General features: G+C 70.7%; 28 protein-coding genes and 4 pseudogenes. 15 read left to right on the top strand and 17 right to left on the bottom strand.

All coding sequences use genetic code 11. The annotated features are described in order from the left end of the window. Window positions 1-33: 33 nt before the first annotated feature. Together Pflav_RS14975 and Pflav_RS14970 are read right to left on the bottom strand one after the other, a co-directional pair. A complete protein-coding gene (locus Pflav_RS14975) occupies window positions 34-738 on the bottom strand; it encodes an ALF repeat-containing protein (RefSeq protein WP_173036718.1) in 705 nt (234 codons plus the stop codon). 61 nt (window positions 739-799) lie between these two features. Then, entirely contained in the window at window positions 800-1,402 is a 603-nt protein-coding gene (locus Pflav_RS14970; protein ID WP_173036717.1) for a class I SAM-dependent DNA methyltransferase, read from the bottom strand. Between the two features lie 85 nt (window positions 1,403-1,487). Between Pflav_RS14970 and Pflav_RS14965 the strand changes: the two genes are divergently transcribed. Both Pflav_RS14965 and Pflav_RS14960 read left to right on the top strand, forming a co-directional pair. Beyond that, a complete protein-coding gene (locus Pflav_RS14965) occupies window positions 1,488-3,125 on the top strand; it encodes an ABC-F family ATP-binding cassette domain-containing protein (protein ID WP_173036716.1) in 1,638 nt (545 codons plus the stop codon). A gap of 111 nt (window positions 3,126-3,236) precedes the next feature. Beyond that, window positions 3,237-3,743 carry a monooxygenase family protein gene (locus Pflav_RS14960; RefSeq protein ID WP_173036715.1) on the top strand — a complete coding sequence of 169 codons (507 nt, stop codon included), beginning with the start codon at window positions 3,237-3,239 and terminating at the stop codon, window positions 3,741-3,743. A 314-nt stretch (window positions 3,744-4,057) separates the two neighbouring features. On the opposite strand, the gene Pflav_RS14955 is transcribed toward Pflav_RS14960, so the two are convergent. The 4 genes from Pflav_RS14955 to Pflav_RS14940 form a co-directional block, all read right to left on the bottom strand. Continuing rightward, the gene (locus Pflav_RS14955; RefSeq protein WP_173036714.1) at window positions 4,058-4,693 is read right to left on the bottom strand and encodes a response regulator; all 636 of its coding nucleotides are present in this window, start codon (window positions 4,691-4,693) and stop codon (window positions 4,058-4,060) included. Beyond that, entirely contained in the window at window positions 4,686-5,843 is a 1,158-nt protein-coding gene (locus Pflav_RS14950) for a GAF domain-containing sensor histidine kinase (RefSeq protein ID WP_173036713.1), read from the bottom strand. The genes Pflav_RS14955 and Pflav_RS14950 overlap by 8 nt, the downstream gene beginning before the upstream one ends. Window positions 5,844-5,910: 67 nt before the next feature. Next, the gene (locus Pflav_RS14945; protein ID WP_173036712.1) at window positions 5,911-6,282 is read right to left on the bottom strand and encodes a hypothetical protein; all 372 of its coding nucleotides are present in this window, start codon (window positions 6,280-6,282) and stop codon (window positions 5,911-5,913) included. Between the two features lie 123 nt (window positions 6,283-6,405). Continuing rightward, window positions 6,406-7,281 (bottom strand): RNA polymerase subunit sigma-70, encoded by an 876-nt coding sequence (locus tag Pflav_RS14940; RefSeq protein WP_232071426.1) that lies wholly within the window; start codon window positions 7,279-7,281, stop codon window positions 6,406-6,408. Between the two features lie 116 nt (window positions 7,282-7,397). Between Pflav_RS14940 and Pflav_RS14935 the strand changes: the two genes are divergently transcribed. From Pflav_RS14935 to Pflav_RS14920, 4 genes are all read left to right on the top strand, one after another. Next, window positions 7,398-8,090 carry a DUF899 family protein gene (locus Pflav_RS14935; RefSeq protein WP_173036711.1) on the top strand — a complete coding sequence of 231 codons (693 nt, stop codon included), beginning with the start codon at window positions 7,398-7,400 and terminating at the stop codon, window positions 8,088-8,090. Between the two features lie 198 nt (window positions 8,091-8,288). Beyond that, complete coding sequence (locus tag Pflav_RS14930; protein WP_173036710.1) at window positions 8,289-8,471, top strand: hypothetical protein; 183 nt, start codon at window positions 8,289-8,291, stop codon at window positions 8,469-8,471. Between the two features lie 240 nt (window positions 8,472-8,711). Next, window positions 8,712-9,404: a fibronectin type III domain-containing protein gene (locus Pflav_RS14925; RefSeq protein ID WP_173036709.1), complete on the top strand. Its 693-nt coding sequence runs from the start codon at window positions 8,712-8,714 to the stop codon at window positions 9,402-9,404. 81 nt (window positions 9,405-9,485) lie between these two features. Further along, window positions 9,486-9,989: a hypothetical protein gene (locus Pflav_RS14920; RefSeq protein ID WP_173036708.1), complete on the top strand. Its 504-nt coding sequence runs from the start codon at window positions 9,486-9,488 to the stop codon at window positions 9,987-9,989. 8 nt (window positions 9,990-9,997) lie between these two features. On the opposite strand, the gene Pflav_RS14915 is transcribed toward Pflav_RS14920, so the two are convergent. Both Pflav_RS14915 and Pflav_RS14910 read right to left on the bottom strand, forming a co-directional pair. Then, window positions 9,998-10,261, bottom strand: coding sequence for a hypothetical protein (locus tag Pflav_RS14915; RefSeq protein ID WP_173036707.1), 264 nt, complete (start codon window positions 10,259-10,261; stop codon window positions 9,998-10,000). A gap of 84 nt (window positions 10,262-10,345) precedes the next feature. Further along, the gene (locus Pflav_RS14910) at window positions 10,346-11,230 is read right to left on the bottom strand and encodes an alpha/beta fold hydrolase (protein ID WP_173036706.1); all 885 of its coding nucleotides are present in this window, start codon (window positions 11,228-11,230) and stop codon (window positions 10,346-10,348) included. Window positions 11,231-11,307: 77 nt separating this feature from the next. Between Pflav_RS14910 and Pflav_RS14905 the strand changes: the two genes are divergently transcribed. Beyond that, window positions 11,308-11,928 carry a TetR/AcrR family transcriptional regulator gene (locus tag Pflav_RS14905; RefSeq protein ID WP_173036705.1) on the top strand — a complete coding sequence of 207 codons (621 nt, stop codon included), beginning with the start codon at window positions 11,308-11,310 and terminating at the stop codon, window positions 11,926-11,928. Between the two features lie 164 nt (window positions 11,929-12,092). Here Pflav_RS14905 and Pflav_RS43600 read toward each other — a convergent pair whose 3' ends face one another. The 5 genes and pseudogenes from Pflav_RS43600 to Pflav_RS47955 form a co-directional block, all read right to left on the bottom strand. Further along, window positions 12,093-12,617 (bottom strand): (2Fe-2S)-binding protein, encoded by a 525-nt coding sequence (locus Pflav_RS43600; RefSeq protein WP_197938525.1) that lies wholly within the window; start codon window positions 12,615-12,617, stop codon window positions 12,093-12,095. 110 nt (window positions 12,618-12,727) lie between these two features. Continuing rightward, window positions 12,728-13,534: pseudogene (locus Pflav_RS45545) on the bottom strand (FAD-dependent oxidoreductase); the annotation flags it as partial. Beyond that, window positions 13,531-13,800 carry a (2Fe-2S)-binding protein gene (locus Pflav_RS14895; protein ID WP_173036704.1) on the bottom strand — a complete coding sequence of 90 codons (270 nt, stop codon included), beginning with the start codon at window positions 13,798-13,800 and terminating at the stop codon, window positions 13,531-13,533. The pseudogene Pflav_RS45545 and the gene Pflav_RS14895, both read right to left, overlap by 4 nt. Next, window positions 13,778-14,758 carry an NAD(P)/FAD-dependent oxidoreductase gene (locus Pflav_RS14890; RefSeq protein ID WP_332107759.1) on the bottom strand — a complete coding sequence of 327 codons (981 nt, stop codon included), beginning with the start codon at window positions 14,756-14,758 and terminating at the stop codon, window positions 13,778-13,780. Before Pflav_RS14890 ends, Pflav_RS14895 begins: the two co-directional genes overlap by 23 nt. Beyond that, window positions 14,680-14,979, bottom strand: a pseudogene (locus tag Pflav_RS47955) (FAD-dependent oxidoreductase); the annotation flags it as partial. The gene Pflav_RS14890 and the pseudogene Pflav_RS47955, both read right to left, overlap by 79 nt. A gap of 261 nt (window positions 14,980-15,240) precedes the next feature. Here Pflav_RS47955 and Pflav_RS14885 point away from each other — a divergent pair. The 6 genes and pseudogenes from Pflav_RS14885 (at window position 15,241) to Pflav_RS14865 (ending at window position 19,569) form a co-directional block, all read left to right on the top strand. Further along, window positions 15,241-15,969 (top strand): dihydrodipicolinate synthase family protein, encoded by a 729-nt coding sequence (locus Pflav_RS14885; RefSeq protein ID WP_232071424.1) that lies wholly within the window; start codon window positions 15,241-15,243, stop codon window positions 15,967-15,969. Further along, window positions 15,960-16,481 (top strand): annotated as a pseudogene (locus Pflav_RS45540) (proline racemase family protein); the annotation flags it as partial. The gene Pflav_RS14885 and the pseudogene Pflav_RS45540, both read left to right, overlap by 10 nt. 77 nt (window positions 16,482-16,558) lie before the next feature. Next, a complete protein-coding gene (locus tag Pflav_RS45535; RefSeq protein ID WP_232071422.1) occupies window positions 16,559-16,978 on the top strand; it encodes a proline racemase family protein in 420 nt (139 codons plus the stop codon). A 17-nt stretch (window positions 16,979-16,995) separates the two neighbouring features. Beyond that, window positions 16,996-18,380, top strand: a pseudogene (locus Pflav_RS14875) (aldehyde dehydrogenase family protein). Between the two features lie 162 nt (window positions 18,381-18,542). Next, the gene (locus Pflav_RS14870; RefSeq protein WP_232071416.1) at window positions 18,543-19,127 is read left to right on the top strand and encodes a GntR family transcriptional regulator; all 585 of its coding nucleotides are present in this window, start codon (window positions 18,543-18,545) and stop codon (window positions 19,125-19,127) included. Window positions 19,128-19,251: 124 nt separating this feature from the next. Continuing rightward, the gene (locus tag Pflav_RS14865) at window positions 19,252-19,569 is read left to right on the top strand and encodes a hypothetical protein (protein ID WP_197938514.1); all 318 of its coding nucleotides are present in this window, start codon (window positions 19,252-19,254) and stop codon (window positions 19,567-19,569) included. A 626-nt stretch (window positions 19,570-20,195) separates the two neighbouring features. Here the strand turns inward: Pflav_RS14865 and Pflav_RS14860 are convergent. The 3 genes from Pflav_RS14860 to Pflav_RS14850 all read right to left on the bottom strand — a co-directional run bounded on the left by Pflav_RS14860 (window position 20,196) and on the right by Pflav_RS14850 (window position 23,072). Further along, a complete protein-coding gene (locus Pflav_RS14860) occupies window positions 20,196-21,233 on the bottom strand; it encodes a metal-dependent hydrolase family protein (RefSeq protein ID WP_197938512.1) in 1,038 nt (345 codons plus the stop codon). A gap of 482 nt (window positions 21,234-21,715) precedes the next feature. Continuing rightward, window positions 21,716-22,117 carry a hypothetical protein gene (locus tag Pflav_RS14855; protein ID WP_173036703.1) on the bottom strand — a complete coding sequence of 134 codons (402 nt, stop codon included), beginning with the start codon at window positions 22,115-22,117 and terminating at the stop codon, window positions 21,716-21,718. A gap of 94 nt (window positions 22,118-22,211) precedes the next feature. Beyond that, window positions 22,212-23,072, bottom strand: coding sequence for a helix-turn-helix transcriptional regulator (locus Pflav_RS14850; RefSeq protein WP_173036702.1), 861 nt, complete (start codon window positions 23,070-23,072; stop codon window positions 22,212-22,214). Window positions 23,073-23,313: 241 nt separating this feature from the next. On the opposite strand from Pflav_RS14850, the gene Pflav_RS47430 reads away from it, so the two are divergent. Next, entirely contained in the window at window positions 23,314-23,607 is a 294-nt protein-coding gene (locus tag Pflav_RS47430) for an SDR family NAD(P)-dependent oxidoreductase (RefSeq protein ID WP_269474506.1), read from the top strand. Window positions 23,608-23,624: 17 nt separating this feature from the next. After that, window positions 23,625-24,287 carry an SDR family oxidoreductase gene (locus tag Pflav_RS14845; RefSeq protein WP_269474505.1) on the top strand — a complete coding sequence of 221 codons (663 nt, stop codon included), beginning with the start codon at window positions 23,625-23,627 and terminating at the stop codon, window positions 24,285-24,287. Window positions 24,288-24,342: 55 nt separating this feature from the next. Here the strand turns inward: Pflav_RS14845 and Pflav_RS14840 are convergent, their stop codons facing one another. Then, a complete protein-coding gene (locus Pflav_RS14840) occupies window positions 24,343-24,954 on the bottom strand; it encodes a YciI family protein (protein WP_173036701.1) in 612 nt (203 codons plus the stop codon). Window positions 24,955-24,968: the final 14 nt, after the last annotated feature.

Genomic DNA, 24,968 nt, shown 5'->3' with positions numbered 1-24,968 from the left:
CGGCTCGATGCTTCGCCGGGCGCGATCAGTGAGCTATGCCACGAAGCGCGTACGGCGTCGCCGTGCGATCAGGTAGCCCGCGCCGCCGAGGAGCAGAATCCCACCGCCAATGCCGGCCACGGTCGCGGTGTCGGCACCGGTCACGGCCAGCCCACCGCCCTCGCCGCCGGGGGCACCCACGCTGGCGGAGGAAGCAGGGGTCGGTACGACGGTCGCCGTGGCGCTGGGCGTGGCGCTCGGTGTCGGTGTGGGCTGAGACGCGCAGTCAAGCGCACGTGCGTCGTACAGGCCGTTGTTCAGGTAAGCCAGGAAGGCATCGATGGTCCCGTCGTCGAGCACCTTTTGCGCGGCCGCCTTCACGTTGGGACCAGCGCCCGTCAACGTCCGGACCACCGTGATCCGCAGATCCGTTGCCCAGGCTTTCTGCACGTCCGCCTTGAGGAATGCGCGGAGATCATCCGCAGTGCCGTCCAGCCGCTCCTGTATTACGCGAGGCAAAATGGGCAACGAGTCGGCGTTTGCCGCGGCCAGGATCTGGTTGGCCAACACCCGCACCTGTACATCGGTGGCGGTATCCAGGTCGATGGTGACAAGCTCGCGGATATCCTTGTACACCTTGCGCTCAACCGTTTGGCAGGCCTCGTCCAGCCCGGACGGTTCGGTTTGAGCCGCCGCCGGTGCCGCCGGTATCAGAAAGGCCAGCGCCATTAGGACGCCGGCCGGGATGTTCCATCGCATGTGGATCTTCCTCCCGCTACAAGCCAAAACGTCGAGATATTACCGTCAGTGGGCGGAAAAGCTAGACAGCGATCGCCGCGATGGAGCCGTGCGGGCGGTGAGTGGCGTCGCCGGGCCGGCGTAGGCGCTCGACTTCGGTGAAGCCGGCTGCTGCCAGTCGCCGCGAGATTTCGTCGAAGGGCCAGCGATAGGCGGTTATGACTTTGTGGTCGAAGGCGGCGACCTCGTCACCGTCGAACATGCCGACCACCAACCGTCCCTCCGGGGCCATTACCTGCCGAAACCTGGCGAGTACCCGGTCGAGATCCGGCGGGGGTAGATGGATCAGCGAGTACCAGGCCAGGATTCCGGCGACGGAGTGGTCGGGGACGTCGAGGTCTTCCAGCGACCCGAGGTGGTAGCTGCCGTCCGGGTGAGTCGCCCGCGCATGCGCGATGAACTCGGGGACCATGTCGATTCCCGTCGCGTCGACGCCCAGCGAGCGGAGGTAGCCGGTGATGTGGCCGGGTCCGCAGCCGAGGTCGAGCACCATGCCTGACCGGTCGCCCAGGTGTCGCCCGATGAGGGCGAGGTCGTCGGGGTCTACCTGCTCGCTCGTACCGAACAGCCCGATATACAGCTCCGCGACGGACGAATATGCCTGCTGGACCCGCTCCACGTTCACCGCGTGACTATACGAGCCGGGCGCGGCGGTACGGTGTGATCCCGTCCCCGCCTGTTGGCCCTGTCTTTGAGGTAGTCGCATTCTGATGACCGCAACACTCGTCGCCAAGGGCCTTGCGGCGGGGCACGGTGACCGTGTCCTGTTCTCGGGGCTGGACATCGTCGTCGCCGCCGGTGACGTGATCGGGCTGGTCGGGGCCAACGGCGCAGGTAAGTCCACCTTGCTGCGCATCCTCGCCGGCCTGGGCAGCGCCGAAGCGGGTACGTCGCTCGTGAGCCCGTCGACCGCGACCATCGGGTACCTGTCGCAGGAGCCCGAGCGACGGCCGGGCGAGACGGTCGGGCGGTTTCTGGCGCGGCGCACCGGAGTGGCCGCCGCTCAGTCCGCATTGGACGATGCGACCGAAGGCCTCGTGGCGGGCAGGGCCGGCGCCGACGACGCGTACGCGGTGGGCCTCGAGCGTTGGATCGCCCTTGGCGGGGCCGACTTCGACGAACGTGCGAGCCAGGTCACGGCCGGACTGGGTCTGGCGGTCGACCTGGAGCGGCCGATGACGGCGCTGTCCGGCGGCCAGGCGGCCCGGGCGGGCCTGGCATCGCTGCTGTTGAGCCGCTACGACATCTTCCTGCTCGACGAGCCCACCAACGACCTGGACCTCGACGGTCTGGAGCGGCTGGAGGCGTTCGTCACCGGATTGCGGTCCGGCACGGTCGTGGTGAGCCACGACCGCGAGTTCCTGACCCGGACCGTGACCCGCGTGGTCGAGCTCGACCTGGCGCAGCGGCAGGTGCGCAGTTACGGCGGCGGCTATACCGCCTACCTCCAGGAGCGGGAGGTCGCCCGGCGGCACGCCCGCGAGGAGTATGAGCAGTACGCCGACACCCTCGCCGGCCTCGAGGAGCGCGCGCGTACCCAGCGGTCCTGGATGGACAAGGGCGTCCGCGACGCCCGCCGCAAGGCCGGCGACAACGACAAGATCGGGCGCAAGTTTCGCACCGAGGCGAGCGAGAAGCAGGCGGCGAAGGCCCGGCAGACCGAGCGGCTGATCGAGCGCCTGGACGTCGTCGAGGAGCCCCGCAAGGAGTGGGAGCTGCGGATGGAGATTTCCGCCGCTCCCCGAGCCGGGGCCGTGGTCGCCGTCGCCCAGGGCGCGCTGGTGCGCCGCGGTGAGTTCACCCTGGGCCCGGTCGACCTCCAGATCGACTGGGCCGACCGGGTGGCGATCACGGGTGCCAACGGCTCCGGCAAGTCGACGCTGCTGGCGGCTCTGCTGGGGCGCGTCGAGCTGGCCGAGGGCCGCACCTGGCTCGGTCCGGGCGTGGTGGTGGGCGAGGTCGACCAGGCGCGGCAGCTCTTCCTCGGCGGCGACACGCTCCTGGACGCCTTCAACGCGACGGTCCCGGACCTGACGCCCGCGCAGGTCCGCACGCTGCTGGCCAAGTTCGGCCTGAACGCCGCGCACGTGCTCCGGCCGGCCGCGACCCTGTCACCGGGCGAGCGGACCCGGGCCGCGCTGGCACTCTTGCAGGCCCGCGGCGTCAACCTGCTCGTGCTGGACGAGCCCACCAACCACCTGGACCTACCCGCCATCGAGCAGCTGGAGTCGGCGCTGGCCGGCTACCCCGGCACGCTCCTGCTGGTCACCCACGACCGGCGGATGCTGGACACGGTGCTCACCACACGCCGCCTCGAAGTAGCCGGTGGGCAGGTCACCGAACACTGATCAGGACCGCACTCGCGTGTAGCAGATCCACCGGCCATTCAGTTCTCGTAAAGTGCGGCGACCTAGCCTCATCGCAAGGCACGTGCAAACCCCTGCCTTGAGGAGCCTTGGATGCCTACACGTGTAAACCGGCAAACCGTCGACCTCTCCGCCTACCCCGACCTCCTGGTCCTGTACCTCGGCATGCGGGTGAACCACCTGTACGGGATCCGGACGTTCTTCAGCTTCGGCCGGAAGATCAGTCAGTCGGTCGCCAGCCAGCCGGACGGCCTGCTGCTGCACGAACCCGTGTACTACTCGTTCTTCCCGATGAACATGGGGATGCGCCAGTACTGGCGTGACCTGCCCTCGCTGCTCGCCTTCGCCCGGTCCGAACCACACCGACAGTGGTGGCTGGACTTCCTGCGCGACTCCGGCGGCACCGGCTTCTGGCACGAGACGTACTCGATGAGGGGAGGCATGGAGGCCGTCTACGACGACGTGCCCAAACCGCTCGGCTTTGGACGGTTCGCCGGGATCCAGCGCGCTCGCGGCCCCATGTTCGGCTCCGCCGCCCGGCTTGGCCGCGCCGACGACGGCAGCCCGGCCGTCAGCGAGACAGAGCTCTACAAGGCCTAGAGAGCTTTGGGAGTTGGGGTCGCCTCGGCGTCTTGTCCCGGACAAAGATCCAAAATCAAGGAAAGTCGGGCTACCGCGATGTCCGCGGTGGTCCAGACCGTCGCTCCCGCGGCCTCACCCTCCGCGGTTGGCAAGCTCCCCAACCCCCGAGGGTGGGGCTTGGACCGCGGAGGTGGCAGCGGAGGTCGGGGATTTCGGCGAGCGCCAGCGAGCCGCCGACCGCAGCGGTGCCCGCGGGAGCATACGGTCTGCGACTGACGCGGACCGGGGCAAATGTCTCAAGAAATTGAATGTGACCCTCTGGAACGGCGACGTCAGCTGATCCCGGCGTCGCGGGCGCGGACGATGGCTTGTGCCCGGCTCGCCACGTGGAGCTTGCTGAAGATGTTGCTGACGTAGTTGCGCACCGTCTTGGGGCTGAGGCTGAGGTGGGCGCCGATGGCCTCGTTGGGCAGCCCGCGCGCCATGAGCTGGAGCACGTTGCGTTCGCTGGGGCTCAGGGCGGGGAACGGGTCGGCGGGGCGGCCGGCGAAGAATGCCATGATCCGGGAGGCGATCGCCGAGCTGAAGATGGCCTCGCCGTGGCCGACGGCCAGGATCGCCCGAGCCATCTCCTCGTCGTGGGTGTCCTTGAGGACGTAACCGCGGGCGCCGGCGCGGAGGGCGGCGAAGACCGAGTCGTCGTCCTCGAACATCGTCACGACCAGGATGTGCAGGTCGTCGGAAGTGCCGGCGAGCCGGCGGATGGCGGTGAGGCCGTCCGCGCCGGGCATCTGCAGGTCCAGCAGGACCAGACGCGGCCGGAGGCTCTGGGCCAGGCGCACGACCTCGTTGCCGTCGGCGGCCTCGCCCACGACCTCGATCCCGGGCATGGTCTCCAGCAGGGCGCGCAGGCCCTTGCGGAACAGCGGATGGTCGTCGGCGAGCAGGACGGTGATCGGTTCAGTCATGCGTCCTCATCGGGAAGGTGACGGCGACCCGGGTGCCACCGCCGGGTGCCGGGCCCATGTCGATCGTGCCACCCAGTTCGGCGCTGCGCTCCCGCATGGAGTGGTGACCTACGCCGGCGAGGTAGTTTTCGGGCAGCCCACGACCGTCGTCGGTGACGGTCAAAGCCACCGCGTCCGGCGAGGCGGTCAGCTCGACCGCGCACCGGGTGGCGCCGGCGTGCCGGGCGGCGTTGTGGAGCGCTTCGGCGGCGATCCGGTAGATCGCTACCTCGACCGCCGCGGGCAGGGTCGGCATCGGCTCCGGCACCGATACGCTGCGGGCCAGCCCGTCGGTGGGGTTGAGATTGCGCAGGGCGTCGGCCAGGCCGAACTCGTCGAGCATCGGCGGCCGCAGCTCGTAGACCAGGCGCCGGATGTCCGCCGTTGCCTGCCGGACACCGGTGCGCAGCTCACCGACGAGGAGTTCGGCCGCCGTCGGGTCGGCGCGCAGGGTGCGCTGGAGGACGCCGAGCTGCAACCCCAGGGAGGCGAGCGTCGGGCCGAGCCCGTCGTGCAGGTCACGGCGGATCCGCCGGCGTTCCTCCTCGCGCGCGGTGACGAGTTGTTCCCGCGAGTGCTGCACGGCGGTGGTGAGCCGGGCGGCGTGCAGCGTGATCGCGACGTGCCGCGCGAGGTCCTCCAGCAGGCGCACGTCGGCCGCGGACAGCCCGTCCCGGCGGCGGCGGCCGCTCACGCGCAGCGTGCCGAGGGTCAGGTGGTGGTACCTCAGTGGGATGGTGGCGACGGCCGCTCCGTGCGGCACCGACCCGTGCGTGGTGACGACGTCCCCGTCGGCTTCGATCTCGACGTACGGCAAGGCGAGCGTGTCCGCCAGCAGTGCCGCGACCGCGGGCAGCAGCTCGTCGGGGCTGGGGTCGGCCTGCAACTGCCGATACACGCGGCCGGCGACGTCGTACGCGTCGTCCCGCTGCCCGTAGGCGAGCTGGTGCACGCCGCGCTCGACGTACGTCGCTACCGGCGACCAGGTCCCCACCACGACAGCGAGCGCGATCGCGTGCGACCACCACGGAACGTCGGAAAACGAGTCGATCGGCCGGGACGCGGTGATCGCCGCGAGCAGCCCGGCGACGACGAACGCATACCAGATCATGAGCAACGGGAAGAGGAGGTGGTACTCCCATCGGCTCTGACTGGGCCGTCGCCGCCGGGCTGCTCGCTCAGGCCGCACTGACAACGCGCTCCCGCCACAGACACAACGTGATGACGACGATGTGGTGCACCAGCATCACCGAGGAGAAGACCATCTCGACCGCGGCCGTATCGACCAGCAGCGAGGTAATCGCCTGCACGATCCAGAACGCGTTGACGACGATCAGCAGGACCGCGCCCCACTTCTGGGCCCGCCAGGCGCCGTATGCCGCCACCAGCGCCAACACGTCGGACGTGAAGCTTCCGATGACCAGCCCGAACGGCGACTCGCTCTCGTCCGCGCCGAGCACCAGATTGGGTAGGTCGTACAGGGCGATACCGATGATCGCCACCAGCACCGCCAAGACAGCCGCGATCTTCAACGCGGTGGAACGGGACATGATGCCCATGAGAGACCTCCAAGTCTGCTCAGTCGAGGACCTCACGGTAAAAACACCATGACCTGCCGGTCACGAGGCAGCTGTCCCAACCTGAGAGGACACGCCGATGGGACACCGCCGGCCCTAGGTCAGCGACGGTGGCAGATTGAAGGCGGCGACGTGGTGGGCGCCGACGAAAGCGTTGATCTCGACGATCAGGCCGTCGGCGATACGCAGCACGTCGACCACGAGCGCCTCGTGGCGGTCCATGCCGGGCCGGCGTAGGTAACAGACCATGGCCGGACGGCCGTTGGCGGCGCTGGTGACGGTGCGCCAATCCAGCGGCCGGGCAAGGAACTCGGCGGTGGCGTCGATGCCGAGCACGGGCGGGTCGGGTGGCATGGTGAGGCGCACGTCCTCGGCGAGCAGCTCCCGCAGGGTCGCCACGTCCGTCGCGGTCGCGTACCGGTGCAGGATCCGCACGTCCTGCGCGGTGAGCCTGGGGCGGCGCCAGTGCCCAGGGTCGGCCGGGACATGCCGGCGTACGGTCTGCCGCGCGCGCTGCACGAGGCTGTTGGCGGCCGGCACCGCGGCGCCGAGCAGCCGGGCGATCTCGGTCGGAGTCCAGCCGTGGATGTCACGCAGCACGAAGGCGGCCCGCTGGCGCGGCGGCAGGTGCTGGAGTGCCGCGATGAGGGCAAGCTCGACCAGCTCGTCGGCGGCTCGGCCGGTCAGGGGATCCTCGTCGAGCAGGGCGTCGGGGTAGGGGCCGAGCTGGGTGTTCCACTCGAACAGATCGCCGGCCGGTGCCGTGCGGGCCGCGGCGGCCTTGCGGTGGTCGAGGAAGACGTTGGTGGCGATGCGGTGCAGCCAGGTCCGCACCGACGAGCGGCCCTCGAAGCTGTCGCGGGAGCGCCATGCCCGCAGGTAGGTCTCCTGCACCAGGTCGTCGGCGTCGGCCACGTTGCCCGCGAGGTGATAGCAGTGCACGTGCAGCGCGCGGTGGTGCTGCTCGTACACATCGCGCAGCCATATGTCCTCGGGGCCGCCATTGGTAGGGATTCTACGGGCGAGCGATGACAGTCGGCCCCTGGCTCGTCAGGAGTAGTGAGAGCACGCGACGAGAGGAGACCCGCATGGCACCCGTACCCGCGATCGTCGACCGCCAGACCTGGCTGCGCGAGCGCGCCGCGCTGCTGGCCAGGGAGAAGGCGCACACCCGCGAGCACTCGGCCATCGCGGCCGCGCGGCGCCGGCTGCCGATGACCGAGGTGGACGCGTCGGTGCGGATGGTGGGTGAGCACGGCCCGACCCGCGTGCTCGACATGTTCGAGGGGCGTGACCAACTGCTGGTCTACAAGCACATGTGGCATCTCGACCGGCCGTTCGAGGACCAGTGCCGGGGCTGCACCGCCGCCGTCTGGAACTTCCACGACGCGACCTACCTGCACGCCCGCGGGGTCACCTTCGCGGTCTGGTGCGAGGGACCCTACGAGCAGTTCGCGCCGTTCCGCGACTTCATGGGCTACACCCATCCCTGGTACTCCCGCCACGGCGTGCACTCGGCCGGCCTGACGGAGGAGAACGGGATCTGCGTCTACCTGCGCGTGGAAGACCGGGTCTTCCAGACCTACGAGACCGACGGCCGCGGCTGCGAGGTCATGATGCCCGCCCTACAGATGCTCGACATGACCGTCTACGGCCGGCAGGAAGACTGGGAGGACTCACCAGCCGGCTGGCCGCAAGACCCGATCCAGAGCTGGTTCCGCCGCGACGGCCGCCCCATTCCACAATGGACCCGCCCCGGCGCGACCCCGGTCGGGCAGTGACCGTCCCTGACGGTCGGCGGATCCATCCACAATAGAGATTGAGCTACCGCGACGTCCGCTGTGGTCCGGACCGCTGCTCCCGCGGCCTCACCCTCCGCGCTACACACCCAACAGCCCCGCCTTGTCCCGTCTCCCAGTGACGACCGTGGAACGCGATGGAACGCCTTCCGGTCAGTCATCCGACGAGAGGGGACAACAGTGCTACACACGATTGCCGGCACGCGGCGCGCCGTCGCCGCCTGCGCGGCGCTCATCCTCGCCGCCGCAGCCGCGGGATCGCCGGCCGTGCCGGCGGCGGATCGGCCGCCGACCGGCGCGATCCTCGCCGGAACGATTCCGTTGGGCCACCCGCCGCCGCAGCAACCCACCGAGCCGCACTGAGCGGGACCGGCATCGAGTCGAATTCGACGGCGGCGGCAACGACGCGGCTCACGGGCTGGCGGTGGACGGCGCCGGCAACGTCTATCTGGCCGGTTCCGTCGCCGGCCCGGGCGCCACGCCGGACCGGTGACCGTCCGCACGTGACGCCACCGCCGGCTCGATGGAACGGGATGGAACGCCGATACGGCGTACCGCCCTAGATCGAAGGTCCGCCGCACCGACGTGACGAAAGGAACTGGCATGTCCATCTCCCGCCGACGCATCGGGTCGACCGGGATGGGGCTGGCGCTCGCCGCCTGCGCCGTCCTGGCCATACCCACCACGGCCTCCGCGGCACCCGCGGATCGAACCCCACCCACCGCACCCACCAACCTGCGCGTCCAGAACGTGGCGCACACGTGGTTCACGCTGGCGTGGAACGCGTCCACCGACAACTCGGGCAGCGTCCTGTACGAGGCGACGGTCCAGACGCCGGACGGCCCGCTCCACGCCCGGGCCTTCAGCCCGACGCAGGGGTTCGGCGGGCTCAACCCGGGCACCACGTACACCGCCTCGGTGCGGGCGGTCGACCCGTCCGGCAACGCCTCCGCCGCGGTCTCCATCCCCGTCACCACGCCGGCCCGCACGTTGCCGCCGCCGACCACACCCGCGAACCTGCGCGGCGTGTACGTCGAGGGCGTGCTCGACCGGATCGCGTGGGACGCCTCGACCCACGGCACACCCGTGTCCTACCTGCTGCGGTCCGGTGACATCGTGCTGTCCAGCACGTCCGACACCACCGTCAGCATCTTCCAGCTGGTGCACATCGACTGCGCCGTCGAGCCGGGCGGCACGTACACGCTGACGGTGCAGGCGTTGAGCGCCGACAACGACGTCTCCGCGCGCAGCGCACCCCTGACCGTCACAATCCCTCGCACCCTACCGTCACGCTGATCAGCGCAAACGGCGCGGCGGCTGGCCCTCACGGCCCGGCCGCCGCGCCGCTGTGTTCGCGCCGGGTGCGACGATGCGGGCGTGGGTAACACTTTCACGGCGAACGCGGCGTCTGGCGGGCCCGGCGACCTGCGCCTCTCCAACGGTGGTACGGACGTGTTCTTCGACGTCCTCACGCTGGCCGGCTGCCATGTCGCCGAGACGCCCTGGCAGCAGAATCTGGTCCTGTTGTTCGCCGACGGCCACCGCTACGACCGGGGGTTCTCCGGCTTCGACCTCGGCGATATCCCCTGGACGGCCGACTGGCCGGCGGAGCGGGCTTTTCTTCTCCGGGTCATCGACACGGCACTAACGCGCCACGGCTGGCACCGGCTCCGCTACGACCCGCCCTACGCGGCTGAGTACCTCGCCAGATACCGCGAGCTGGTGACGGCGTTCATGCCCGCGCCGGCCGTCGCTCCTAAGTTGGGGGACTGGCGGCTCGCTCCGGCACCGGCGCTGCTGACCCGCTGCCCCGAACACGACCTGTACCAAGGGGAAGCCGGGTGCCGCCTCTGCGATCCGTCTCTCCAACCGGTCGACTGAGGCCAGCGCTATACAGCCCCGCGTATGCGGCGCTCTTCGAGCGCGACTTGCTCCATAAATGCCGCCAGTATCTTCAGCGGCAGGCTGCAGTCGGCCAGCAAAACCTGTGCCTCACCGGCGCTGTCGTCGGCGAAAAGGGTCGTCACGAGCTCAGGGCCCAGCTCACCGTCCACCAGCTCGGCGAGTTCAAGCGCCGGACCGTCGTGCCGTATCGCGTCGTGGTAAGCCATGACTTGGAACCGCCTACCGCCGTGCTCAAGAAGGACCGTCACCGGCGCATCTTTGCACGGCGCAAGCCCAGCTTGGCGCCGCGCAGCCCACCGTGATCGGCTGATCTGTCGATGGGTGATCGCTGGTTAGGCTCGTGCTTCTGGGGCGGCGGCGAAGCGGATAGCCCGGTCGATGACGAGGTCCACGCAGTGGACGGCGAGGTCGTGGCCGGCGTCTGGGACGACCTCTGTGCGCGCCGCGGGGATCTGGGCCTGAATCCTCGTCGCCACCGACCCGGCGTCGTACAGCTGGCTGCGCTCGCCGAGCATTGCCAGGGTCGGGGCAATCACCTGGCGCAGTTGTTCGTCGGTGAACGGGGGCGGCACGAGGTGGCGGCGGCGGAAGCCCATGCTGGCCCGCAGCCCCAGGATGAAGTCGTCGTCGAGCAGGGTGCTGTTGTGCAGTGCGCGAGCCGCGAGACGGCGGACCGGACGGGGAGTGAATGCCGCCAGGCCGCCCAGCATGACCCAGGCGAGGAAGCGCCCGGTGACGCGTCCGAAGCCGGCGGGGTCGAGGAGGGTGATCGTTTCGACGTGGTCCGGACGACGCAGGGCGTATTCCAGGGCCACCCAGCCACCGAAGGATGTGCCGACGAGGTGTGCGCGCTCGACGTTCTGAGCGGCCAGCGTCTCGTCCAGCCAACGCGCCCAGTCGTCGCCGTCGTGCAACGGTCTCTCCTGGACGGAGCAGCCGGGCTCGCCGACCGGGTCGATGGCGACCACCGGCCGGGCCGCCCGCAGCCGCCGCACATAGGGGTACCACGACAACGCGTTGCCGCCGGCGCCCGGCAGCAGCACGAAGGGTGTGCCGTCACCACCGGTCGTGTACACGCGGGTCACGCCGAAGCTGGTGTGCGCGTCCACTGTGACCAGGTCGTCCGGCAACCGCCGCTGCCGGATGTCCTCATATGCCCGTACGAAACGCTGTCGCGCCTTGTCGCTGGTGAAGCCGCTGATCCGGTCGGCTGCCATGCTGTGCTCACCCCGTCCCACCGTTTCTGATACAGACGTATCATGAACGGTGTCGATGCTGACCGCAAGGGATCGCCATGCCCAAACGCGTAGACCACGAGGTGCGCCGCCGCCAGATCGGTGAGGCGCTGTTGCGCATCGCGAGTGCTCGCGGGCTTCAGTCGGCCACCATGCGGGAAGTCGCGGCGGAAGCCGGCGTCTCCTTGCGCCTGGTGCAGTACTACTTCCACACCAAGGAGGAACTACTACTCACCGCCCTGGCCTACCTCGGCGAGCGGCTCAGCGCGCGAGTCGAAAACCGCATCCGTGCCCACGGGCCGGTGTCACCGCGCAGCGTCGTGTACGGCACGCTCACCGCCATCCTGCCCATCGACGCCGAGAGCCTCGAACTGACCAGGGCATACACCGGCTACTACACGCTGGCCCTCACCGACTCCGACCTGGCGAGCCGGCATGGCGCCACCTACCCGGACAAGGTGGAACGGCTCATCGCCACCCAACTCCGTACCGCACAGGAAGCAGGCCAGATCGAACCCACCATCGATCCGCAGGCAACGGCGGCCGGCCTGCTGGCCCTCACCAACGGACTCGGCTCCAGCGTCCTCGGCGGCCAGCGCGACGGGCAAGCGGCACTAGCCGTTCTCACCTATCACCTCGACCGCCTGTTCGGCCATGAAGCCACCAAATCGGCGCCGTAAACACGACGGCAGCCGGCAGCCAACGGCACCATCGGCAACGCCGCTCGCGAGCGGCCGGCTCGGCGATCGCCGGATGCGGTAGCCACCGCGAGGGCCGCCTCGGCCAGCGCACGGCCGAAGCCGCGGGACCGCAAACCCACACGCTGCTCGTACCGCGAGCGGTTTTAGCCATCGGCGAGGTCGGCCAGCGCGGCGAGGGGGATGGGCGTCGCGATCGGCCGTTGGGCGAAGGCCTGTAGGTCGGGTTCGGCGAGTGGGCGCCCCGCGTACCGGGCGGTCAGGCAGGCGGTCGCGAAGCCGCACACGCGCCCCTGGCACCAGCCCATCCCCGGACGGGCCAGGAGCTTGACGGTGCGGGCCTCGGCCGCGCCGAGCTCCTCGACGGCGTGGCGGATGGCGCCGGCGTCGACCTCCTCGCATCGGCAGACCAGGGTGTCGTCGCCGCACAGGTCGAGCAGGGCCTCCGGTACCGGATAGGCGCGGTGCAGCGCGGCGGCGAACGCCCGCAGGGTTGTGCGGCGCCGGCGCAGGGCCCGGTCGTCGGGCGTGGCCGCGCCCAGCGAGGCGGCCGCGGCCAAGCCGGCGATCCGGCCCTCGACCGTGGCGAGGTCGGCGCCGCCGACGCCCGTGGCCTCGCCCGCGGCGAAGACCCCCGCGACGCTGGTGGCCTGCCGGTCGTCGACGGCCACGACAAGGCTCGCGTCGGCGTCGAGTCGGGTGGCGCAGCCGGCCTGGAGGGGAGTTCCAGCTGCGGGGTGAAGCCCCAGCCGACGGTGAGGAGGTCACAGGGAATGTGCCGTACGGTGCCGTCCAGCACGCGGCCGTCGCGGTCGAGCCGGCCGACGAGTACGCCGGTGAGCCGGTCGGTGCCTTCCGCCCGGATCACGATGTGCCGGTGCCGGACGGCGACGCGGTGGCGCGCCAGTCGTGTGGCGTATCCGGCGGCCTCGCCCAGCTTCCCGGCGGCGGCCGGCCAGGCGCCGGGGGAGCGGGCGAGGCTGAGCGGTGTGTTCGCCTCGACGACGGCCGCGACGCGGGCGCCGTGCCGGGCCAGGCCGGTGGCCACCGGTAGCAGGAACGGTCCGGTGCCGGCCACGACCGCTGTGGTGCCGGCGACGACGAGGTGCCCTTTGAGGAGTGACTGCGCGCCGCCCGCGGTGAGCACGCCGGGCAGGTCCCAGCCGGGGAACGGCAGCTGCCGGTCGTACGCGCCGGGCGCGAGGACAAGCCGGCGGGCACGCACGGTGACCCCCGCTGTGGTCTCGGGCTGGCGAGGTTCGGCGCCGACCTGGCAGTGCACGTCCCACCGGTCGGTGTCCGGCTGGATCGACCAGGCGTGGTGGGCGAAGAGCGGCAGCAACCGGCCGGTGGCCGCCAATCCGTCCAGCCGGCGCCATGTCGCGGTGAAGCGGCGCCATCCGTGGTGCAGCGCCTGCGGCCGGAACGGCCCGGCGGTGGGTGCCGGCGACCGCCAGTACTGGCCACCGGGGCGTGGGGCGGCGTCGACTAGCGCCACGGTGAGACCCGCCCCGGTCGCGGCGAGGGCGGCGGCGAGTCCGGCTGGGCCCGCGCCGATCACCGCGAGATCCACCGCGTGGACGCTCATCGGCCCGATCCGTGCTGGGTACGCACGTCGTCGCCAGGGGCGGCGGCCACGAGGCAGGCCCGCAGCGACGGGCGCCCGTTGACGGTGACGAGGCAGTCGAAGCAGATCCCGATGCCGCAGAACAGGCCGCGGGGGCGCTGGCCCTCGCGAGTGGTGCGCCAGGACCGCACGCCCGCCGCGGTGAGCGCCGCGCCGATGGTCCAGCCGTCCCGGCACGGGATCGGGGCGCCGTCAAAGGCGATCTCAAATCCGTCGGTGCTGGTCATTCGGCTCCCTCGGGGCGAAGCGCTCGGGGCGGAAGGGGTACGTGTCGAGGTCGGGTCGATCGCCGACCAGGACCTGGGCGACGAGGCGCGCGGTGCCGAGGGACAGCCCGATGCCGGCGCCTTCGTGCCCGCAGGCGTGGTGCAGCCCGGGTGCGCGGGGATCAGGGCCGATCACCGGCAGGTGGTCGGGGCAGTAGGGGCGGAAGCCGCGATAGGCGCGGATCACCGCGACGTCGCGCAGCACGGGGAAGAGCTGCACCGCGCCGGCCGCGAGCCGGCGCAGGGCCGGCAGGGACATGGCGGCGTCGAAGCCGACGCGCTCCCGGGTGGCGCCGATGAGTACGGTGCCGGACCGGGTCCCCTCCACGACAGGCGACGACTGGAGCGCGGCCGATCCGCTCGCCACGTCGGCGACGTAGTCGGCCAGGTACACCTTGTGCCGGATGATCGCCGGAAGCGGCTCGGTGACCAGGATGAACCCTCGGCGCGGTGCCACCGGGAGCCGGACGCCGGCCAGCTCGGCGAGCTGCCCGGCCCAGGTGCCGGCGGCGTTGAGCACCGAGCCCGCGGGGATGGCGCGCCGAGCGGTCCGGACGCCGGTGACGCGCTCGCCGTCGCGGAGAAAGCCGGTGACCGGCTCGTGCGGCAGCACGGTGGCGCCGGCGCGGCGGGCCAGCCGCAGCAGGTGCGCGGCGGCGAGCATCGGCTGGACCTGCATGTCCTGGGGTACAGGTAGCCGCCCGCGAGGCCGTCGGCCAGGTGCGGCTCCTCGTCGTGCAGCCGCCCCGCGGGTACCGGTACCGCCTCGACGCCGGCGTCGCGCTGCTGGGCCGCCAGCTTGTCCAGGCCGTCCAGAGTGGACTGTCCAGAGGCGACCACGAGTCCGCCCTTGTTCTCGACCTCGACCGCCGCGCCGAAGGTGCCTCCCTCCAGCGGCAGGTCGGCCAGGGCCTGCCACCGGCCTATGGAGAGCAGGGCGAGGTCGAGCTCCGGGCCGGGCTCCTTGTCCGACACGAGGATGTTGCCCTCGCCGGCACCGGTGGTACCGCCGACGATCGGCCCGCGCTCGACGACCGTGACGGACAGGCCGACCTGAGTCGCCTGGTAGGCGCAGGCGGCCCCGACGATCCCCGCCCCGACGACGACGAGATCTGGGGAGCCGCTCGGCGTACCGGCCATGCACCACCACCTGGAAAGGACGTGTCGTTGACCGGGCAGTTGCAGTGTGACATTGTACTGCCGTTGTGTCGAGCGAACCGGAACATGGGGAGTGGGCATGCGGCGACAGAAGTCTTGGCACGGGGTATTGGTGGCGACGGCACTTCCGATGGACGACCAACTCGCGGTCGACCTCGACCGGTACGCCGAGCATGTCCGGTGGCTGGCCCAGGAGGGCTGCCACGGGGTGGTGACCAACGGGTCGCTGGGGAGTACCAGACGTTGACCGAGCAGGAGCGGCGCGCGGTGCTCCGCACGGCGGTCGAGGCGGCGCCGGAGGGCTTCACGGTCATGCCCGGTGTGGCGGCCTACGGCGCCCTGGAAGCGCGCCGGTGGGCCGAGGACGCGGCCGAGGCCGGGTGCCCCGTGGTGATGTTGCTCCCGCCGAATTCGTACCGGGCCGACGAGCGCGCGGTCGTCGACCACTACCGCGAGGTCGCGAAGGCCGGCCTGCCCGTGGTGGCGTACAACAACCCGTTCGACACCAAGGTCGACCTCGTCCCCGCGCTGCTCGCCGAGCTGTACGCGGAAGGGCTCATCGTCGCGGTCAAGGAGTTCACCGGCGACGTGCGCCGGCTGTACCAGATCAACGAGCTAGCCCCCGGGCTTGACGTGATCGCCGGCTCCGACGACGTGGTGTTCGAGCTGTGCGTCGCCGGGGCGCCGGGCTGGATCGCCGGCTACCCCAACGCCCTGCCGAGTTCGTGCGTGCGGTTGTTCGACCTGGCCGTCGCGGGCGACCTGGCCGGCGCGCTGCCGCTCTACCGGGCGCTGCACCCGCTGCTGCGGTGGGACTCGAAGGTCGAGTTCGTTCAGGCGATCAAGCTCTCCATGGACATCGTCGGCCGCTACGGCGGGCCGTGCCGGCCGCCGCGGGTGCGGCTCACCGACGAGCAGGAGCGGGTCGTCCGGGCGGCTACCGAGAAGGCGGTCGCGGACGGATGCCGATAGGTCGGGACAGAAGGACGTTCGAGGCGGTCGACTCGCACACCGAGGGCATGCCGACCCGTGTGGTGACCGACGGTGTCGGCGTCATCCCCGGCGCCTCGATGGCCGAGCGCCGCCAGCACTTCATGGACAACCTCGACCACCTCCGTACGCTGCTGATGTACGAGCCGCGCGGGCACGCGGCGATGAGCGGCGCGATCCTCCAGCCGCCGATCCGGCCCGATGCGGACTGGGGCGTGGTGTTCATCGAGGTGAGCGGCTGCCTGCCGATGTGCGGCCACGGCACCATCGGCGTGGCCACCGTGCTGGTGGAGACGGGGATGGTGGCGGTCACCGAGCCGGTCACCACGATCCGGCTCGACACCCCCGCCGGCCTCGTCGTGGTCGAGGTCGCCGTCCACGATGGACGCGCCGAGTCGGTGACCCTGCGCAACGTACCCTCGTTCGTCGAGGCGCTGGACGCCACGGTGGAGGTGCCCGGCTTCGGCCCGGTCACTGTCGACGTCGCATTCGGCGGCAACTTCTACACCATCGTGGGGCTGGAGCAGCTCGGCATCCCCTTCGCGCCACAGGACCCCAGGGCCGGCAGCGGATGCTGGACGCGGGACTGTCCATCATGGATGCGATCACCGAGCAGCTCGCGCCCGTGCATCCGGAGGACCCGCAGATCGCCGGCTGCCATCACGTTTACCTCGCGGCGCCCGGCTCGGACGCCCGGCACTCCCGGCACGCGATGGCGATCCATCCCGGCTGGTTCGACCGCTCACCCTGTGGCACCGGCACCTCCGCGCGGATGGCCCAGCTGCATGCCCGCGGTGAGCTGCCGCTGCACACCGAGTTCGTCAACGAGTCGATCATCGGCAGCCGGTTCGTGGGCCGGCTCCTTTCGACCACCACCGTCGGCGGCCGGCCCGCTGTCGTGCCGGCCATCACCGGACGGGCGTGGCTCACCGGCAAGGCGCAGTACATCCTCGACGACACCGACCCGTTCCCCACCGGTTTCCTGTTGTGACCCGTACTGGAGAGCTCATGCCCGTCGTGCGATCCGTATCCCCGCAGCGCCCGAAGGACATCGTCGTATCCATCGACGCGGCGACCAACGACGGCGTCGCGCTCGCCGCGCAGGCCGCCCGGTCAGCCCAGGCCGACTGGGCGGCCGCCCCGCCCGCGAACCGCGCCAACGCCCTGCACGCCGCCGCCGAGGCGGTGGCCGGCGCGGCGGCCGAGCTGGCCGACCTGGCCGTGCGCGAGGTCGGCAAGCCGATCGCCGAGGCGCGCGGCGAGGTGGCCCGGACGGTCGCCATCCTCCGCTACTACGCCCAGCAGGTATTCGACCCGACCGGCGCGGTGCACGAGCCGGGCGCCGGAGTCGGTATCGCGTACACCCGCCGCCGCCCGCGCGGCATCGCCGGGCTTGTCACACCGTGGAACTTCCCGTTCGCGATCCCGCTGTGGAAGGCCGCGCCGGCCCTGGCCTTCGGCAACGCGGTGCTGCTGAAGCCGGCGCCGCAGGCGACGGCGTGCGCCCTGCGGCTGGCCGAGCTGATCGGTCCGCAGCTGCCCAGAGGGCTGTTCACGGTGCTGCCCGGCGATGCCGAGACCGGCCAGGCGGTCGTCGCGGCCGCGGACGTCGTCTCGTTCACCGGCTCCACCACAGCCGGCGCGGCCGTCGCGGCGGCGGCTACGGCTCGGGGCGTGCCGGTGCAGTGCGAGATGGGCGGCCAGAACCCGGCGATCGTCCTGCCCGACGCCGACGTGGCCGTCGTCGCCCGGCAGGTCGCGTACGCGGCCTTCGGCTACGCCGGCCAGAAGTGCACCGCGACCAAGCGGGTCATCGTCGTGGGTGACCCGACCGCGCTCACCGACGCGTTGGTCGCCGAGGTGGAGAAGCTGCCCTGCGGCGACCCCGCCGAACCCGACACCGTGGTGGGGCCAGTGATCGACGACGCGGCGCGAGCCCGGGTGCTCGACGCCGCGGTCAGTGCCGTCTCCGCCGGGGCCACATCCGCGACGGCGGGCAGGTGTCGCCCGGCCACGGCTGGTACGCGATGCCGGCGGTGGTCACCGGCCTGCCCGAGGGCCATCTGCTGCACCATGAGGAGGTCTTCGGGCCGATCTGCACGGTGAGCCAGGCCGACACGGTGGGCGCCGCGCTCGATGCCGCCAACGCCGTCCGCTACGGGCTGGCCGCCTCGGTGTTCACCGCCGACCTGGACGCCGCGCTCAGCCTCGTGGACGGCTTGGCGGCCGGGCAGATCAAAATCAACGCACCCTCCACGGGCGTGGACTTCCACCTGCCCTTCGGCGGCGAGCGTGCCTCCAGCCTCGGCCCGCGCGAGCAGGGCAAGGCGGCGCAGGACTTCTACACCACCTTGCGTACCGTCACCGTCGCGCCCAGCCGGCCGACGGGATGAAGGTCCTCGTGGCGGGATGGGAGGATCTGGTCGTGACTGCCACCGTCGTCGTTGCTCTGGAGTGGGCGTGAACGGAGCGTTCGAGCTGCCCACCCTCGAGGCGCGTCCCACCGTGCGCGGGCAGGTCATCCACGCGCTGCGGGCCGCGCTGATCGCGGGCAGATGCGGCCTGGCGAGGTGTACAGCGCGCCCGTGCTCGCCGCGCAGCTCGGCGTGTCCGCCACCCCGGTACGCGAGGCGATGCTGGAGCTGGCCAAGGAAGGGCTGGTGCTCACGGTCCCGAACAAAGGGTTTCGGGTACGTGAGCTCTCCGACCGGGAGCTGGACGAGATCACCGAGATCCGGATGCTGCTGGAGGTGCCGACGACGGTCCGCGCGGCGTCCGTGGCGACACCCGAAGACCTGATCCGGCTGCGGCCGGTCGCCGAAGCGGTCGTCGACGCGGCCGAGCGCAAGGACCTCATCGCCTACCTCGAACACGACCGCCGCTTCCACCTCGACCTGCTGGCCCTGGCCGGCAACGAGCAGCTTGTGGCGCTTGTCGGCGAGCTGCGTTCGCGCTCCCGGCTGTTCGGACTGCGGCAGCTCGCGGACGCCGGCGAGCTGGGCCCGTCCGCCCGCGAGCACGTACAGATGCTGGAGCTGGTGGAGGCGGGCGACGCGAAAAGCTTGGAGCGCCTGATGCGCCGGCACATCTCCCACCTGCGCGGCAGCTGGGCCGGCCGCGTCGAAAAAGCCCCGTCGTGACGGCTGCCGTCGCGCTGTCGGCGATCGTGCTGCCAGATCGGCACCCACCGGCGGCCTTCCTGGCCGATGTCGCCGCGGCCGAGCAGGCCGGGGTGCGCACAGTGTGGACCTACGACCATCTGATGTGGCCACGGCTACAGGACGGACCCTGGTACGGCTGTGTGCCGCTGCTCGCCGCCGCGGCGGTCGCCACCCACCGCAGACCAAGCAGCTGGACGCCGCGCTGGCTGAGCAGGGACGGGCCGCTGACAGCGTGCGCCGGATCGCGCAGCTTGCTCTGGACGTGCGGTGGCCGTTCGAAAGCGCCGGCCGGTACGCCGACATGCTCGGCCGGCTGGCCGGGCTTGGCTTCACCGAGGTGACCGTGCACTGGAGCCGCCCGGACGGCCGCGGCCTGCCAGCCACCGCCGCAGCGATGGTCGCCGCCGCACACGACATCTAACCGCCGCACCTGCGCACGCAGTCAAGGCTGGCGCGCCGGTTCGTCCACAATGGTGGCTGCGGGCTCGCTGCTTGATCAAGATATGAGCTACCGCGGCGTCCGCGGTGGTCCGGACCGTTGCTCCCGCGGCCTCACCCTCCGCGATACACAACCCAAACCCCGGCCGGCACGGCCGGCGGTGCGGTCGTGGCCACCTGGCGCGGGCGATGCGCGGGGAACGGGCGAATCTTGACCGCTTGTTTCCTGTGATCGCTGCGCGCTCCGATCCCATCGCGCCCGAGAAGGCGATGGTGGTGGGTGGCGGGGCGCTGTCGGAAGGGGCCGGCCTTGATCGATGGGTGCTCTGGTCGTCCGTGGCGAAAACTTGCCCTTCCAGGGGCAACTTCTCGCCACGGACGCAGCGCGGTACGGCGCTGTTAGATCGATCATGGTGCGCACGTTGTCGGCTGGAGCGCGGACCCGGCAGCGATGGCCGCGGTCGGCCGGCCGCGGGCCGGGGTGAGCTTGCCAACGGCGGAGGGTGAGGCCGCGGGAGCGACGGTCTGGACCACGACGAACGTCGCGGTAGCTCAACCTTCTTAGGTTTGGACCATTATTCGCGGCATGACGCCAGGCGCCGAGCGGGGTTAGCGGACGACGCCGGCCTGGACGACCGTGCGGCGTTCCGGGCCGGCCCAGAGCAGCGACGGCTCGCGCAGCGGGTCGCCGTCGAGGATCAGCAAATCGGCGACGCAGCCCGCGCGCACACGGCCCAGGTCGGGGCGGCCGAGCAGGTCGGCGTTGACCGATGTCGCGGACCGCAGCGCGGTCACCGGGCCGTCCACCTCGACCTGCAAGCGCAGGCCGTTGAGCTGCTCGTCCTCGAGCACGCCCATCAGGTCGGTGCCGAACCCGACCCGCACGCCGGCGGCGCGGGCCAGCTCGACGGCGGTGCGGCCGGCGTCGAGCACCTCGCGGTTCTTCTGCCGCGACACCGCGGGCATGCCGATGTCGGCGCCGCGCCGGTCCATCGCGTCGTAGGCGGCGAGGGTGGGGACCAGGTAGGCGCCGGCGTCGGCCATCGCCTTCGCGGTGTCGGCGTCGAGCAGGTTGCCGTGCTCGACGCTGCGGACCCCGTTGTCGATCGCGTGCCGGATCGCCTCGGGGGAGTAGGCGTGTGCGGCGACGTAGCTGCCCCGGCGGGTGGCCTCGTCGCAGACCGTGCGGACCTCCTCGGGCGAGTACTGCGGGATGCGGATGGGGTCGGTCAGCGATACCACGCCGCCGGAGGCCATGATTTTGATGGCGTGCGCACCGCGGCGGAAGCGGTCGCGGACCGCCTGCCGGAGGGGGTCGACGCCGTCGACGACCTCGGTCGCGTGGGTCGCGCACCCGCAGACGTCGCTGTCGGCCGCGCGGGGGTCACCGTGCCCGCCGGTCTGGCTCAGTGCCGCGCCGGTCCACAGGTAGCGGGGCGACGGCAGCAGGCCCTCGGCGATCGCGCGGGCCAGCCCCGCGTCGCCGCCGGCCGGGTCGCGCACGGTGGTGAAGCCGCGGGTGAGCGCCGCCGAGAGCCGGCGGGCGGCGGCCAGCGCCACGTAGCTCAGCGGCCGCGACTCCAGCGCGAGCATGTCCAGGTCGATCCCGTACGCGTGGAAATGTGCGTCGATGAGGCCGGGCAGCACGGTGCCCCGCGCGCGTCGAGCACTCGGTCGGCTGGCCGCGGCGTGCCGCCGACGGACTCGATGCGTCCGTCCACAATGTACAGCGGGCCGTCGGTCAGCTCATCCGAGATGCCGTCGAAGACCGCCGCGTTGACGATGGAAAGGGTCTTGCTCATAGTCCAGCCAGACTACGTGCCCAGGGCCACGCTTGACAGCCCGGGTGTTACCGCTAACATCAACGTACGCCTGGGATTGCGGATAAGAATCCAAAATTAAGGAGATCGGGCTACCGCGATGTTCGCTGTGGTCCGGACCGTCGCTCCCGCGGCCTCACCCTTCGCGGTTGGGCAAGCCCACCCCTGGCCTCTGGCCCTTGTCCGACAACGAATCCCGGGTCGACGCGCCCCGTTCGACAGGTCCCGGTACCCCCGGGGTTGGGCTTGGACCGCGGGCCTGGCAGCGGAGGTCGGGGATTTCGGGGAGCGCTACGTAGCGTGCGACGGCTACCATTCACGCCATTGATCGGTTATTTCCCAACGCCCGAGGTTACGGCGGGCTGCCACGGCCGGCACATCGATGCCGGCCTCGGTCAGTGTTTGATCAATATACGTGCAGAGCAGTTCGCGCTCGTCGGTTTCGTAGCCAGCCCCGCCGTGATCGTCGTTGACGCCGTTCAAGTCGAGCACGACGCTTTGTACCGTCTCCATGATCTCGTCGTCAGACGGAGCATCCAGCGTCCGCACCTGCTGCTCAAACGCGGTGAGTGCCTGATCGGTGGCGGTCAACAGCGACTGCGGGAATAGCCGGGTGAGGACGGCCTCCTGCGACGCCAACCTTCCAGCGGCGAGCGCGGCGGCTTCTTTGGCGAGGTTTCTACGCCACACATCGGAGGGGCGTTCAGACATGTGCCGATCATCGCAGGCGGCACGTCGACGCGAACGCGGGGCTTGTCCGGGCCACGGGTCTGGGGCCTTGTCGCCTTCGGCCTGCGCTCTGTGGTCATGCGTTCGGGGAGGACCGTTGGGTTATGCGTTGGGTCCCGATCACGGACAGAAGCTGTAGTTTCTCGTAGCTCTCGCTGCCGGGGACAGCGGTGAACACGAGGAGGGTGTGTGACTGGTCGGGGTCGAGCAATGCCTGGCAGGTGAGTTCGAGGACACCAAGCTCCGGATGTACGAAGCGCTTGGCGTGGTCGAAACCCACCCCGACCTCGTGCTCACTCCAAAGACTAGCGAATTCGGGGCTCTGGTCGAGTAGCAGATTGGCGATGCCGGCGGCTCGTGAGCCCGGGCCGCGGAGCGTGGCGATTTTACGCGCGCCGGAGGCAAAGACGCGGGAGATCCGCTCGTGGTCGTCGGGGTGGTAGAGGGTGCGGCTGGCCGGGTCGGTGAACCATCGGTAGGCGATGCTGCGGGCTGGGCCGGTGTACCGGGTGAGATCGCCGGTGAGCGCGACGCCGAGCGGGGTCTGCCGCAATGTCTCGCCGAGCTCGGTCACGATCTCGGCGGGGCTGTCGGTGAGCCGGTCGAAGATACGCAGCAGGCCGGGGCTGATGTGTTCGCTGGTCGAGCCCCTGGTGGGCGGGTTGTGTCCGGCGAGGCGAAACAGGTGGTCGCGTTCGTCCAGCGACAGGTGCAGGCCCTGGGCGATGGAGGCGATCATCTGCTCGGACGGGTGCGGTCCGCGCTGGCGTTCCAGCCGGCTGTAGTAGTCGGCGGAGATGTGACAGAGGGTGGCGACCTCTTCGCGGCGCAGTCCGGTGGTTCTGCGGCGTTGTCCTCGGGGGAGACCGACGTCTTCGGGTTGCAGTGACTCTCGACGGTGACGCAGGAACTCGGCGAGCCCGCCTCGATCGATCATGACTGCCTTCCTCCAACGTCGCGGCCTGGTCCCGTTCTACCGCCCATGCCTGAGTACAGCCACGGATTGTCGATCCCCCTCTGCGGCTGGGCCTGGGCTAAGCCTGGGATCGAGAGGCCGTGGATGTGCCCGCGGATCAGGCGGAGCCTGGGATCACGTCCGCTCTCGGGGATCGCGTTTGCGTGACCGGGGCCACTGCATCAGCCCGCCAGAACCGTTCAAGGGTAACTAGGAGTAACTCATGGCACGCAAGCAACCGGACATCACCGTTCCTGACCTCACCGGGAAGGTCGCTGTCGTCACCGGTGCGAGTGACGGTGTCGGTCTGGGCTTGGCGGCACGCCTCGCCGCCGCGGGTGCCGAGGTCATCATGCCCGTGCGCAATCCTCGGAAGGGCGAGGCGGCGGTCGCGAAGATCAAGCAGCAGCACCCCGAGGCCGTCGTGTCCCTGCGGGAGCTCGACCTGTCGTCGCTGGGCTCGGTCGCCGCGCTGAGTGCCGCGCTGCGGGGGAGAACCGTCCGATCCACATCCTGATCAACAACGCCGGCGTGATGACTCCGCCGGACCGGCAGACCACCGCTGACGGGTTCGAGCTTCAGTTCGGCACCAACCACCTGGGCCACTTCGCTCTGGTCTGCCAGCTGCTGCCCCTGCTGCGCGCGGGACGCGCACGGGTGACCTCGCAGATCAGCGTGGCCGCGAACGAGAACTCCATCAACTGGGACGACCTGAACTGGGACCGGTCATACAACGGCCGACGCGCGTACAGCCAGTCCAAGATCGCGTTCGGCATGTTCGGGCTGGAGCTGGATCGGCGCAGCCGGGCCGCGGGCTGGGGGATCACCAGCAACATTTCCCACCCTGGCATCGCCCCCACCAATCTCTTGGCCGCACGCCCGGAGGTCGGCCGGACACAAGACACCGCCGGCGGGCGCCTCATCCGCGCCCTCTCCCGCCGCGGCATCCTCGTCGGCAGCCTGGAGACGGCGCCGCTGCCGGCCCTGTATGCCGCCACCTCCCCGGACGCGTGCGGTGGCCGCCTGTACGGTCCGAGCGGTTTCCAGCACCTCTCCGGGGCACCCGCCGAACAGGCCGTCTACTCCCGGCTTCGCAGCGAGGACGACGCCAAACGCATATGGCAGATATCCGAAAACCTCACCAACACCTCCTTCCCAGCCGCACTGTCCACAACGGATCCGGCGGCCAGCAGGTAAGCCGAGCCGCGCTCCGCGCTGGCGAGGGTTCAGGGCTGATGCGATCATCCGTAGGTCATCGCTGCGAGATTGCCGAAGGGGCGCGGATGGGTGTCGATTGTGGAGCGTCCTCGGGCCAGGACGGCCGTCCGCCGAACTGCCAGTCGTGCACCTCGATGCCGGCGTACCGTTCCGGGGTCAGGATGGCGCGTGCGGTGTCCGGGTCCGCAGCCCGGACCAGCGCCGCGGTCCCCAGCCAGGTGGCGCCGTCGTCGGACAGCAGCGGCCCGTACGCGATCAGCCCGTCCGGGTCGGGCGGCACGGCGAGATCGGCGGCCTGGCCTGTGCCGAGGCCGAGCACCAGATACCGGTTGCCGCCGACCCGGCCGCCGGAGAATTCCCACATGGTGCGTCCCAGCGTGTTGCGCCACCGGCGCAGCAGCACGTCGCGGTACACGCCGGCCTGGTAGTTGGGCTCGTCGAAGGCGAACGCGCGGGCGGCGGCGGGATCGGGCAGGTCGACGATGTGCACGCTGCCGGTGGGCGTGTCGCCGTCCTCGGCGAAGGTCGGGCCACGGGCAATCATCGTCGTGGCGTATCGGTCCATGTAGGACCAGTGCTGCTCCAGCAACTCGCCACGCAGCGCCACCGAGCCGGGCCGGTCACGGTGGTAGCACAAGAACTCCATGCCCAACAGTCTCT

Source organism: Phytohabitans flavus, assembly GCF_011764545.1.
GTDB lineage: Bacteria > Actinomycetota > Actinomycetes > Mycobacteriales > Micromonosporaceae > Phytohabitans > Phytohabitans flavus.
Note: the sequence above shows the minus strand (reverse complement) of the source record. Positions and strands in the feature narration are given on the sequence as shown.